The organism is Shewanella sp. W3-18-1, assembly GCF_000015185.1.
Classification (GTDB): Bacteria; Pseudomonadota; Gammaproteobacteria; order Enterobacterales; family Shewanellaceae; genus Shewanella; species Shewanella putrefaciens.
Window position 1 is genome coordinate 736,956 of sequence record NC_008750.1, and the last position, 12,754, is coordinate 749,709.

Below are 12,754 nucleotides of genomic sequence, written 5' to 3' on the forward strand. Positions count from 1 at the left end.
GGTTAATGTTCAGAAAAGCGCGTATAGCTATTTTAATGGCTAACATAATTATATAATATATTGATTTTATTTAAATTAATAACAGTCTGTTTACTAGGGCTACTCATAAATAGGCAAAGATATAAAGAGGAATATATGTTTTTTAAAATGCAGGAGTTTTATTATAAAGATATTTATTTCTGTTACTCGGATAAAAATGCTATTTCTTATGTTGATGCATTAAAATCGACTTCAAGCAAAATAGATAACATGTATTATGATGTAGACTGTCTGGATGATATCGTTAACCAATATGATATTTTACCTACCTTAGGCTTACCTCTCGTTAGTCAGCGATTTTTTGATTTATTTAAAGATAAATTGGGTAAAGAAATTAATTTAATCCCTGCGGTTATTATGGATAGCGAGGGCAGGGTAAATAGTCATTTTTATGCCTTACAGGTTCTAACCTGTTATGAATGTGTCGATTTTGTCAGATCCCACATTTCCTACAAAAATTATGGTAATCGACTGTGGATGACAATAAAAAATCTCATTATTGATATGAATAAGGTCGGAAGTGCTTCAATTTTTTCGTTAAAAGAAAAACATGGGTATATTATTGTGAACAATACAGTTAAAGAACAATGCGAAAAACTTAAAGGGTTTGAATTTAAATATATTAGTGAGTGATTTATGATTTTAGTTGATGATGTTCAATATTCTATCTCGGGGGCTAGTTTATCTTTGCTCATCATGTTGAAGTGCTTAAGTGGTGTAGTTGAGCGATTCGTTGATATCAAAATGTGATATTGAACTACTAAAGTTGATTGCCATAAATAAAGAAATCCTCACCATGGGAATGGCTACTATCCCATCGCTACATGTGTCTATTGGAGAAGCACTGTTGTCATCATTTTCTTGGGTTCTTTCTCTCACTATCATCTTGGTTTTATCTTTCTATTTGGCCAAGTTAACGCGCACATACAAAGCAAAGGTGAAGTCATTTCAGGTTGAACTTACTCAGGCTAATAAAACAATACAATCACTTACACAACAACGTGAATGTGAACAGCGCACCTTTGGTCAGCTATTTACTGAAATAACAAAAAATGTCACTTGGTTAGCCCCCTATATTGCCAACACTCAGACCCATACTGATGAGATGAACGCATTATTACTGCGCATCAATCAGTTACTCGAGAGTACAAGGCAATGGAATGAGTCATCTCGCCAGATGTTATCCTCACCATTTTTGTTGCAACCTTGGCTAAAAAATCAGTTAAGTTTCGAAAAGGCGAAGAGCCAACAACCATTACCCATTCATATCAGTGAGATCCCCGATCTGCTTGTTCAAACCCATCTTGAACTGTTAGAAAAAGTCTTCAGCAAGTTTTGTCAGGACATCAGACAATCGACGGGCATAGCAGGCTATGTACTTGAGATAGAGTCAAAGCAAGGGCTTCGCTTGACTTTAACGGGCAAAGTCGAGGCTACGCGGGAAGAATATGCCGATGACAGCTACCTGCTGCTAAAAAAACAGGTGGAAGAAAATGGGGGGGAACTCTGTTGCCTGCATAGCTCACAATCAATAGCGCAATATACGCTATGCCTACCAGCGACTGTTTATGAATTACCGCAATTTACGCCGGATTTCAGATATCTACAGCACCATGTTGCCGATGAGAGCAAAGCTAAAGTGTTGATCGTCGAGAGCGACCCTGAGTTTATGGATTGGCTTTATTACCACTTAGCGGCGGATTTTCGGCTCACTCTTTGCCAAACATGGCAAGGAGCGCAATATGAGTTAGATGAACAGGGCGCAGAATTAATCCTATGTGATACCCAGTTAAGTGATGGCGATGCGGCCAGTTGGTTGTCAACACTCAAACATCAACCTGAATATACCGCTATTCCGTTTGTGATGTTAACTGCGGTTGATGATCCGCAGCAACGCTTACAGGCATGGCAGTGTTATGCCGATGATTACGTCAGCAAAAACAGCGATCCCGGATTATTGGTTGTGAGGTTAAATGCTTTAATTGAAAATAGGCGCCTTGTGCAGCAGCAAATGTTATCGCTTTCCTTAGCGATAAATTCTGTGCAAGCATCCACTTCAACGCCTGTGCTAAGTACAGTAGAAACCCTCGATGAACAATTCGCTAAACGATTAAGGTTAGTGATCGATCAACACATTACTACACAGGAATTGACGGTTGAGTTTGTCGCACAGCAGTTTCATACCAGTAGCCGCTCATTGCAGCGGCGGGTACAAAGCGTATTTGGTTTGTCATATTCCCAATATTTAAAGCAAACCCAATTACAAATCGCTAAGGATGCTTTAGTTGCGGGGCATACCGTTAAAGAAGCCGCCTACTATGCAGGCTTTACCAGTCAAAATTACTTTGGCCGCGTCTTTAGAGCGGAATATGGGGTAACGCCCAGCCAATTTAAAAAGGATGCAAGCACTAAACCGCCAAGCTTGGCCTAATTTTTTTTAATTGCATAGCCTCACCTAAGAGGCGATCAATGACTTGTCGATCGCTTTCTTCAGAGTGGTGTTGAACACAAAAAGTGCTGATAGCAAGTGAGGCAAGTTGTTTGGCTTTATCTGCTAGTTGCAGTGCGAGTTGATTGGCATCCTCTAACCGATAGCTGGGTAAAATAATAATAAAAATATCGCCAATATAACGAATTAATATGGCATCACTGGGTAAGTGATGACTGAGGATATGGCTTAACTGTTTTAGGCGCATATCGCCAACGGTATAGCCGTGAACTTCATTCACTTTACGAAAGCCGACAATATCCAAGGCAACAATAGAAAGGGGCGTTAACTGGTGGCGACTTTCAATAATCTGTTGTTTAAGTCGGCAATGTAATGCATGGCGATTATAGCAGCCCGTTAATGAGTCGGTATTGGCGATTCTTTCCATTTCTTCGAGCAGTTGCTCTTTTTCGGTTACATCGGACAGCATAATCACACTGCCAATCGCCATGGCGGCGTTTTTTCCCATGAGTGAACGCTGTACTTGGACTCTTTTACCATCGTCTAATCTGATCACCTTAGTTTGGTTATCAGCCACCAGCGATGGGTCAATAAAACCACTTAATGGCTGACCTATTTTCCCCGTCGATAGTGCTGGCAAGAAGGCTTTTGCCTTTGGGTTATAGTCAATTAAGCGCGATTGCTCATCAATCACGATATAGCCTTGTTCAACTTGGTGAAATATTTGATCCCGTGCAATCGGGGTGAGTTTAATTAAGTCATAACGAAACACACTTATCGCAAAGGCGATAGTACAAAAGATAAAACCAAAAGTACCTATATCAAGGCCGTAGGGGGTATTGCCAAAAAGCGTCCAAATATAGTTCAGCCAAGTTAGGGTAATGCCGACCAGAATGAGTAAAATCTGTGGCCTTAACACCGGATGTGTATTTTGCATGCAGCGAATAAAAATAATCACACTCACGATAACGGCCAAATGAATATAGAGCGAATAAGCTAAGTACAGCCATCCTAAATGATTGGTCGTGACAGTGATGTTATCCACTTTTTCTAGCCCGATAATATTAAAGCCTAGGCCGTGCAAATCATTGGTTAATTGGCCTAATAGCACTATGGCACTGATCGAAAGCAAACTGCTCACTAGCCATAAAGGTGGCGAGGTTCGGGTCTGATAACTCACCGCAAACAAGACTACGCAGGTAGGAATAAAGCAGGCACCTACAAATTCAATATTGAGCCAAAATTTAATTGAATCTAGCTCATGGCTTGTCAGTTCAAAAGCATAACCAAAGGCTTGAATTGCGTAAGCCAGCAGCAGCCCAATAAACCAAATCGTGACCGCTTGATAACGGATTTTAAGTGTCGCCCCAGCAAGGATGAGGCATAGCGCGGAGATAACGAACAATACCCAACTGAAAACCGTAAAATCAGCAAACATGCTAACGCCTTCTCAATACGCCGTAACCCATACAACAATCACACGCGGCTAACTGACGCATATCTGCTCAGTATCCATTTTTCTACAAATGCGCGCCTATCTTAACGTCATCAATACAAGAAAGAAATAAGCATAAAACAAAAGACTGACACCTAAACCGCATGATTTATTCGCACTTTTACGCCAACTATTCGGACTAATACGCCAAGGTGATTGCGTTCAATCCCCCGCTGAGTTCACATACAAGTTCTTTATTTTTCAGTCGTTAATCTGTTATCGCGAGAGACCGCTATTTCAATGCTCAATGGGCTGTTGAGTATCACGATAGCACTTGGTGGATTTTGGCTTGGCAATAACAGATAAAGCAGAAAAGGGAATAACCGTGATTCGAGCAAAAAAATCAATTACACAGGTATTTTCGATAGCCTTGTTTGCCATGCTCAGTGGCATACTTTCTGGCTGTGGCGGAGATGACGCAGGAGCTAATCCTTCACCAGAGCAACCGGATAATGGTGGTGGCGTTACTCGGGTCACCATCAGTTCGGTCGCCTCAGAGGGCGGCTCGATATTGCCCGCACAGCTTGAACTCAACAAAGGCGGTTCAGCCAGCTTTGTTATTAGCGCCAACCCAGGCTATTCCATCGACCAGATCACTGGCTGTGATGGTGAGCGACAAGGCGATAGTTATCAGGTTAAAAATGTGCAGCAAAGTTGCCAAATTACTCCCACTTTTACGCGTAATCGCTATCAAATAGATACAAAGATCACGGGCAACGGCCAGATTATTCCGACGCAATTGCAGCTAGAGTATGGTCAGCAAGGGCAATTTACTCTCACCCCACAAACGGGTTTTGTCATCGCCAATGTGACGGGATGCGAGGGCAACTTAAGCGGTAATACTTATACCAGCTCACCAGTGACGAGTGCTTGTACGGTTAACGCTAGCTTTACCCCTGTTGCTTATACCGTTACCGCCAGTGCGAGTGAAGGTGGGATTATTTCGCCTGAAAGCCAACTGGTAAACCATGGTCAAAGCGCATCCTTTACCCTTACGCCTAATGCAGGTTATCGAGTCGATACCGTGAGTGGCTGCGATGGCACCTTAAAGGAGAATACCTATGTTATACAAAGTGGCTCGGCTGATTGCAGCATAAAAGCCCATTTTGCATTAGCGGCAAATTTCACCAATGTACAGATAGGTACTCAAGCCTTAAGCCCTGAGCAACAGCAACAACCCTTGTTTTTAGTAAACGATGCCTACGCCAAATCCCTCGATAAAAACCTAGCCGAAGCAAGTATCGCCACGTTACCCGAGCAAAATCAATTGTTAACGCTAATTGATCAAACTGGCGAGCCCTTAATGCTAGGGCTAAAACTCGCCAATGAACCAACCACTGAGGTGACGGTAGAAAGCAGTGCAGTGGTATTTGTGTTAAGCAGCAACCATTTTTACGGTGCTGATTTTACCGACCGAGCAGAACTCAACCGCCGTATACGCGCGCATCAAACCTTCCCGCAATTAGTGAGTGAGCTTAGCGAGCAGTTACAAAACGGTAATCCTTGCCCAATGGATAGAAGCTGTAGCGCAGTGGCGGCGATCATTTCTGAGCGCATTGCCAGTTCTTTAAATGTTGATGGTTTATTGGTGGCGGGAGAATAAGGATGAAAGGGTTTAAACTCAAAGTCGCAGCCAGTATGTGTATGTTTGCCATCACCATGGCAATGGGAAGTGCACAAGCGCAAACGCAGTACCGTTTAAATGACAATATTAATTTCACTTTAGATGATTCAGGCAAATTGACCGTTAATAGCGGTTACCTCACCTATTATTTATTGCGCGGTTACGATCCTAAAACCGAATATCAAACAGGGCGTCATTTAGTGAGCGCTTCTAGTCAACGTATCGACTTTGATGTGGCCGATCTTGAACTAGATGGTTTTTTCCCTAAGGTTGAGTTAAAGCTGCCGCAGCGAAAATACGAAAGCACTGAGCTTGAGTTACCTAAGGTACTGCCAACGGCTAACGGTTGGCAAAATGCTGAGCTGACCCTAAAAGGCGTTAGCTTAGTGGGCTTGGTGAATGAGTATTATGATAATGAAAGCATGGAAGGAGAAGACTTTGCCGATATGGTCTCGCTATTGGCATTAAATACGTTAGTGGTTGTTGATATTGCCGCCAATACCGTCACTGGAGGGCCAATATCAACAGCTAAGAAACGCAACCAGTTTCAACAATCATTAGATAGGTTTGCCCGATTTGCCGATTACGTCAGAAATGCAAGAGAGCAAAAGTTCTGGAATAAATACGCTCATTTTATTGACTATGTAAAACTTTCACGGGATATCCTTAGCAACTTTGTTGATGATGCAAATATTAATGCGGCCGATTACCCTTGGCTGGAATATACCCTACACGACAGTGAAATCATTTTCACGGGTCTCGAAAAACTGCAAGTTATTACCGGTGAGGTGGATGAGGACTCACCAATAAAAGGCACCCTAAAGCAGCAATACCAGCGATTATTAAAAGCTGATATTGATGCAGGTAAAGTGTCAGGTGATTCCTATGATGAGTTAATTAAATTTGGCGCTAAAAAGTTTACCGAAAGCCTCAAAGGTGCTGATCCGAAGACGGCCGAAATCATTATTGCTAAATATATTATGGAGCCACTCGGGCAAGCATTAGCCGCTTATCAAAAGGGATTACGGCAACAATTAATGATCGCGCAAGCAAAGGGGCAAAAGGAGATCATTACATCCCTTGAAGCTCAAATTAAGGATCTAAACCAAGCGCGAGTCGTGATTTTGCTTTCCTCGTTAGTACTAAATTCGAGCGATATTTATCAAGATCTTAAAGCCGATCCGCAAAAAATGATCAGCACAATTTTTGAGCTTGGCGTAGAAGCCAGCGCCGAAATGGCGGAGCAAGTTTTTGACGGTGCCGACGGTGCAACCATATTAGCTAAATACGCGCTGCAACGCATGACGGGAAGTGATGGCCGAGCACATATTTATCATGTCACTGGCAAACTTAGCCAAGGGGTCTCCATTGGTAACAGCATTGCCAACAAGCTATTGCCTTTTCTTTGGGATTTAGCTTGGGCACCGGGCAAAATGTCAGTTGCTTTGGTCGACGGCAAATTAAACCCGCTGGGAGCAATGCAAAGCCATGTGGATATCTATCGTGTGGCAAATAATGGCGCGCGTGAATTAGTTAAGCAACTCAGTAATACCAATGTGATTAAAGATACGGTTATTGCTTTAGAACACCTTGATCAGTTGGATATTGAGGTTGCACTCTCACGCCCAAATATGTTCGATACCACTCGTTCACCTTGGTTAATGAGTGGTAATGTGCCGCCTCAATCTCTCTATGAAGCCAAGATTATTGACACCAATCAGCGTGGCTATGCCAGCCGCTTTTTATGTACTCGCACCCTATTAAACGACTTGAAATATGTCGATTACCAAATAGCAAATACATCAATGGCTGACGCCTACGATACAAGATGTGGCGCTGGCGATTGGTATGCTAATACTTGGTTTAATGGCACTAAGTCAGGTGCAACCATTTATGAAGACAACGATAAATTAGCAAATAGCCTCAAGTTAAAACCCGAGCTAAGTGATGCTCAGGCGCTGATCAGCTACCAACATATTTATCGTGAGGGCGATAAACCCGTATTGGTTCTAATTGATGGCCACTCCACTAACGCGATTACCCACAAAATTAGTTTTGTGCCAGCCGTAAGCAATGTTGGTTTTGGCACAGTGCAAATGCCCGTCGATAACGGTGGCTATGTGATTGGGTTTGATATCTCTCAAATAGTGCAGTCAAACCTTGACCCGATTGTCACCTATCGTTGGGACTTTGGTGATGGCTCAGCGGTGTTAGAAACCAGTTCAACCCTGGTCGAACATATCTACGCCGAAGGTAGCTTTACCGTCACCTTAACCGTTGTCACCCAAGCGGGGATTGAAACCACGGTCAGCCAAACAGTTGCGGTGGGTGAGCGCCTACGTACGCCAATGCTTGAGCAACCGCGTTATCAAATTGAAACCGATGGCAGCGCCAGCATTACCCTCAATTGGCGCAATATTGAACAGGGCAGCACAGTCAATCTGTATCTCGCCGAAGAAAGCTTTACCGACTTAAACGATATTGCCAACTACGCCAGTTTAAAAGGGGCAAGGCGCACATCGGTAAAAGGCGCAGTTGAGTACCGCTTTACTGGGTTAACGGCCGATACTGCGTATTTTATGGTGGCCACCACCCAAGGCGCACATAAAGAAAGCCCCTTAAGTAATCAAGTGCAACTCGTTACCCGCAGAGTGGCCCAGCCCACCGGCAAACTTAATGATACTGGCATCGACTGGTGCGCCGATGGTAGCAATAACTACTTGGATTGCCCTGTACAAGGTTATGAGGGCCAAGATGCCGAGTATGGCCGCGATGCGCTCGCGCGCAACGGCCAGTTGCAAAAAGTCGGTGGTGGCGCGGCAGGCTTTGATTTTACCAAGCTCGATAACAGCGGTAACCCATTACCCGAAAGCGCCAGCGAATGGAGTTGCGTGCGCGATAACCACACAGGTTTAATTTGGGAAGTCAAACAACCCGCGGGCAGCGGCGGCCTACGCGATGCCAACTATACCTACAGCTGGTATAACCCCGATAACAGCACTAATGGTGGTAATGCTGGCACGCAAAACGGTGGCACCTGCCAAGGCAGTGATTGTGATACCGCAGCCTTTGTTAATGCGGTCAATAGCCAAGGGCTATGTGGCGCCAGCGATTGGCGTTTGCCAACGGTCAAAGAATTGATGGGTATTGTTCATAATGGAAGAGCAAATCCTGCAATTGATTTAGATTACTTCCCTAATTTCCCTATCACCACACCGTTTGATTCATATTGGACCTCAGTACGCAATGCTCCAAACGCAGGAAATTCATGGATGGTCATGTTTTCTTATGGTGGTGTCGAAATGTATCGCAGTGGTAACAATTTTGTACGCCTAGTTCGTAACGAACAGTAATTGTTAATAGATTTTAGTTGGACGTGTTGTAAGTAGCAGAAATACTGTTTTTCAAAAGGTTGCAACAGGTGGAAAAGGCCCTAGCTTCGTAGTATTGCTAAAACAGGATGCTTTTGTTTAAGGAAATATGTTAATGCTCAATTTTAATAAGTTATTACTTTGGATATTTTTGCTTATTGTGGAAATGCAAGTCTATGCTAGCGAACTCTGTTCTGGTATTGAAAACTCGGCTATTCAAGCGACCACACCGAGTAGTGAGTTTACTGATAATGGCGATGGCACAGTCACCCATCTAACCACTGGGCTAATCTGGCAGCGTTGCAGTTTGGGGCAAACGTGGGATGGCAGTTATTGTATAGATAATGCAACGACTTACAATTGGCCTGCATCTGCCCTGCAAGCCAAAGATAATCTATTTGCAGGCTATAGTGATTGGCGCTTGCCTAATAAAAATGAACTGGCTTCAATTATTGAATACCGCTGTCATCACCCTGCAATTAATAGCCAAATATTTCCCAATACGTCACCTAGTGGATATTGGTCGTCTTCGCACAGTTCCAACTATGGTAATCACACATCGTGGATCGTTGAATTCAACAGTGGTAGCGTCTACCTCGACGTTAGGTTCCACTATTACCACGTCCGTTTGGTGCGAGGCGGATAGTAATTAGCTTTTGACCTGTGGTGTTGTAATTAAGGCTTATCAGTGGTGAGCCGTATGACTAAAACTAAACTCATCACTTTAGTCGTTCCACTCACGCACTCTGGCACATCCTCGCACTATTTTGGGTTAATTAAATTCTGCGGCACGCGGCGCTTAAGGCTCGGTTAAGTTGTTATCTGCACAGACCTTTGGTGGGATTTATGGAGTGTTTTCGCTTAGCCGTTATACCCAAACGACTTGGCATTGCTGGTGGTAGATATTGCGGATTATTTCACCAGCTAAAAGGTAGCCAAAACCTAATTAATAACAAGGATCGCTTATGAGTAGTCAACGAACTCTGACTGTATTATTTTTCTTATCTCTGTGTGGTTTTTTGTGTTTATCAAAACTGGCGCAGGCCAGTGATTATGTTAGTTGTTTAGCCGAAAAATTGCAGGGCATAACCCATGATGCCGCTGTAAAAGCGATCACTGAGGCATGCCAAGCCCAATATGCTAGTAATACCGCATCCAAGGCTGCCAGCGCCCCAGCTAAAGCGCTTATTGATGGGCGCTATCGTGATAACGGCAATGGCACCATTACCGATACCAAAACCAACCTTATCTGGATGCGTTGCAGCCTTGGACAGCAATGGACAGGCAGTACCTGTGCCGGTGTGGCCATGGAGATGAACTGGAATGATGCGTTGAAAACCGCAATCAGTTTTAGCTATGCAGGCCACAGCGACTGGCGGGTACCCACTGTCGATGAGTTAGATACTCTGGTGCAATGCTCGGCAGGTCGAGCACCCTCAGCACGCCCCAATGGTAAGTTTGTTGCTGATACTGATGGGAGTTGCCATGGCAATGAATTTAGCAATCCCAAAATTAATATTAATGCCTTTCCAAACACGCCTATAGTAGGTTTCTTCTGGTCATCTTCGCCCAATACCGACCACAGTGGCTACGCGTGGGGAGTTTACTTCGACAGTGGTTATGTCGGTTTTAACAATGGTGGTGCATACGGCTCCAATCGGGGCGAGGGCCGCCACGTCCGTTTGGTGCGAGCCGGACAGTAATTGGTTGTTGGCAGTGCGTCTTGGTAGCGCATTTTAGGGGCTAAAAAGGCTGAGTAGGTGCGGATGCTGCGAGTGAAACTAACAATACAGCTTGGATTGGTGTTACTTGGCGTATTGCTGCTTGGCGCTGTGGTTTACGCGCTGAGCATGCCAGAGCGTGGTGCGGCAACAGCGGGGGACAGTGATCCTCTATCTCCTATGCCCGTGCCCTACTACTTAAACCTTGAAGAGGGCGAATATGCCCGCGTAATGGCTCGGGCGCAGAAACAGTATGCGCTGGCACTGTGCCAAGGTGAAGCCTATTGGCCCTTGCCTTATCTCGCTTACGATCATCAGTTATTGCAAGAAGTGCTGCAAAATCAAAATGAGTTTTCACAGCAGGACTATCTTAAAAGTCGCCTTGCATTACTGAACGAACGCTTTCGTTTTAAGCAGGAGCGGCCTTTTTTAAGTGCTGAGTTACAAACGCTATTGCAAAGTAGCACCGCTGAGCAAAGCATCACCTTCAGTGCTTGGCTGAAAAACCGTATGGCAAAACAGCTTGAGCAGTTTCAGCAATTGGATCATCAGCTAAAAGCGAGCCAGCCATGGTGGCCATGGGCAGATTGGCCAAGCGAACAGCGCTGCTTGCAATGGGCGAAGCGGGTCAAGAATGATGACTCCCTCTCGGCTGTGCCGATTTACCTTACCGACAATGGTGGTGGCAAAGGCATTGTGATTGATGACTTTTTTGCTTTGTTATTAGAGCACCAAATCGATCAATACCTTGCGCGCGGTGATGTGCAAAGTGCCGCCAAAGTATGGCCGCAGGTGATCCGATTTGAACTGCTCGATGCCCGCATATGGCAAGACAACATCATTGCGCATATTGATGAGTATTTGGGCTTTATTACGCTGTTTGGTTTAGATAAAACCGAGGCCGTGGCGTACGCCGAAGCGCGGTTGCAACAAATCGACGATATTGATTACTACCCCAAAGATAAAGCCATTATGCAGCGCAGCCTAGCCTACTTACAGCAGAAGACGCGTGAATCACAGCCAGTGCCAATTTCTGCCAAAAATCAACATCGTTTGCGCTGTTATCAAGGTAAAGCGCCTTGCCTAACACTGTTGCAGTTATATGAACAAAGTGATTGGCCGCGTTAGGTTTTTCAGCGTGGTATCGCCGTGCGATAGCCAAAGGCAGTGCCGATGCGTGTGTTAACTTAGGTGCAAGTTATGAGCAGCGCCAGCAATATCAACAAGCCGAGGCTCAGTATTTAAGCTGTCTTCCTGACAACGAAAGTGCCTTGCTTTACCTTAATCTTGGTACGCTTTATTACAATGGGTTAGTTAAGCAAGATAAAGGCTTAGGCGGCCATTATTGGCTGTTATCCGCTAAGCTCGATCCCTATGATAGCGATATTCAATATAACCTTGGCGTGTATTACCTCAATACCGAGCGCGACTTAGACAAAGCCCGCTGCTACTTTAGCCAATGCAGTTGGCAAGAAAGCGAATGTGCCAACGTGTTATCGCATCCCTTATTAATTGGCCGCAGCGCCGAACAAGCGCATTGGCAAACATTGTGCCAAGGGAGCGCGGTCGAGCAGCGTCATCGGTTAGAAGACAGGGCCAAGCACTTGTTGCCCGTACCTGTGTATTTTGACGATGAAACAGCAGAGATTATGCTGCAAGTGCAATTGAGCGATAAAGGGTTACAGAGCATTACCGCCACGACCCAAAGCCGAGGGCTGTTGGAAAAAGCCTGCACTTGGTTAAATCGCCTGATTTGGGTGGATACTTTTTCGGGGGCGAATGCGCAAACTTATCTGCAGCTAAATCGTGGTACGTTAATATTACCCTTGGAGTGGCAATATCAAGGGGTGAGCTATCGTCTTGATGAATCATATGATCAGTGGCGTTGCTCAGTTAGTCAGCTTTCCTTCCTTACGCAATATTTTTCAGCATATTCTGACTATATTTCAAGGCGATAAACTATTTTTGGTACGGCATAAGGTATTGATTTTGTGACTTAAAGTGCTTTAAGTACTATAGTGAAAGCTTATTTTATCTAAAACGTAGGTGTGCGCT

At 44.4% G+C, this 12,754-nt stretch carries 9 protein-coding genes; 8 read left to right on the forward strand and 1 reads right to left on the reverse strand.

The annotated features are described in order from the left end of the window. The first annotated feature begins 135 nt into the window (after window positions 1-135). Together SPUTW3181_RS03485 and SPUTW3181_RS03490 are read left to right on the forward strand one after the other, a co-directional pair. Window positions 136-672 carry an imm11 family protein gene (locus tag SPUTW3181_RS03485; RefSeq protein WP_011788051.1) on the forward strand — a complete coding sequence of 179 codons (537 nt, stop codon included), beginning with the start codon at window positions 136-138 and terminating at the stop codon, window positions 670-672. Window positions 673-835: 163 nt separating this feature from the next. After that, window positions 836-2,470, forward strand: a complete 1,635-nt coding sequence (locus SPUTW3181_RS03490) for a helix-turn-helix domain-containing protein (RefSeq protein ID WP_011788052.1) — start codon at window positions 836-838, stop codon at window positions 2,468-2,470. Here the strand turns inward: SPUTW3181_RS03490 and SPUTW3181_RS03495 are convergent. Beyond that, a complete protein-coding gene (locus tag SPUTW3181_RS03495) occupies window positions 2,448-3,926 on the reverse strand; it encodes a histidine kinase N-terminal 7TM domain-containing protein (protein WP_011788053.1) in 1,479 nt (492 codons plus the stop codon). The genes SPUTW3181_RS03490 and SPUTW3181_RS03495 overlap by 23 nt on opposite strands. Window positions 3,927-4,308: 382 nt before the next feature. Between SPUTW3181_RS03495 and SPUTW3181_RS03500 the strand changes: the two genes are divergently transcribed. The 6 genes from SPUTW3181_RS03500 to SPUTW3181_RS03525 all read left to right on the forward strand — a co-directional run bounded on the left by SPUTW3181_RS03500 (window position 4,309) and on the right by SPUTW3181_RS03525 (window position 12,657). Next, window positions 4,309-5,586 carry an InlB B-repeat-containing protein gene (locus SPUTW3181_RS03500; protein ID WP_011788054.1) on the forward strand — a complete coding sequence of 426 codons (1,278 nt, stop codon included), beginning with the start codon at window positions 4,309-4,311 and terminating at the stop codon, window positions 5,584-5,586. 2 nt (window positions 5,587-5,588) lie between these two features. Continuing rightward, the gene (locus SPUTW3181_RS03505) at window positions 5,589-8,960 is read left to right on the forward strand and encodes a DUF1566 domain-containing protein (RefSeq protein ID WP_011788055.1); all 3,372 of its coding nucleotides are present in this window, start codon (window positions 5,589-5,591) and stop codon (window positions 8,958-8,960) included. A gap of 133 nt (window positions 8,961-9,093) precedes the next feature. Beyond that, window positions 9,094-9,624: a DUF1566 domain-containing protein gene (locus SPUTW3181_RS03510; RefSeq protein WP_011788056.1), complete on the forward strand. Its 531-nt coding sequence runs from the start codon at window positions 9,094-9,096 to the stop codon at window positions 9,622-9,624. Window positions 9,625-9,943: 319 nt separating this feature from the next. Continuing rightward, a complete protein-coding gene (locus tag SPUTW3181_RS03515; RefSeq protein ID WP_011788057.1) occupies window positions 9,944-10,681 on the forward strand; it encodes a DUF1566 domain-containing protein in 738 nt (245 codons plus the stop codon). Between the two features lie 63 nt (window positions 10,682-10,744). Continuing rightward, the gene (locus SPUTW3181_RS03520; protein ID WP_227498139.1) at window positions 10,745-11,827 is read left to right on the forward strand and encodes a hypothetical protein; all 1,083 of its coding nucleotides are present in this window, start codon (window positions 10,745-10,747) and stop codon (window positions 11,825-11,827) included. Next, entirely contained in the window at window positions 11,815-12,657 is an 843-nt protein-coding gene (locus tag SPUTW3181_RS03525; protein ID WP_011788059.1) for a sel1 repeat family protein, read from the forward strand. Before SPUTW3181_RS03520 ends, SPUTW3181_RS03525 begins: the two co-directional genes overlap by 13 nt. The last annotated feature ends 97 nt before the right edge of the window (window positions 12,658-12,754 follow it).

Excerpts from the sequence above, each read along its gene's own strand:
- SPUTW3181_RS03510 (WP_011788056.1), top strand. The coding sequence starts at position 9,094 with ATGCTCAATTTTAATAAGTTATTACTTTGGATATTTTTGCTTATTGTG.
- SPUTW3181_RS03485 (WP_011788051.1), top strand. The coding sequence starts at position 136 with ATGTTTTTTAAAATGCAGGAGTTTTATTATAAAGATATTTATTTCTGT.
- SPUTW3181_RS03495 (WP_011788053.1), bottom strand. The coding sequence starts at position 3,926 with ATGTTTGCTGATTTTACGGTTTTCAGTTGGGTATTGTTCGTTATCTCC.
- SPUTW3181_RS03520 (WP_227498139.1), top strand. The coding sequence starts at position 10,745 with ATGCTGCGAGTGAAACTAACAATACAGCTTGGATTGGTGTTACTTGGC.
- SPUTW3181_RS03505 (WP_011788055.1), top strand. The coding sequence starts at position 5,589 with ATGAAAGGGTTTAAACTCAAAGTCGCAGCCAGTATGTGTATGTTTGCC.
- SPUTW3181_RS03490 (WP_011788052.1), top strand. The coding sequence starts at position 836 with ATGGGAATGGCTACTATCCCATCGCTACATGTGTCTATTGGAGAAGCA.
- SPUTW3181_RS03515 (WP_011788057.1), top strand. The coding sequence starts at position 9,944 with ATGAGTAGTCAACGAACTCTGACTGTATTATTTTTCTTATCTCTGTGT.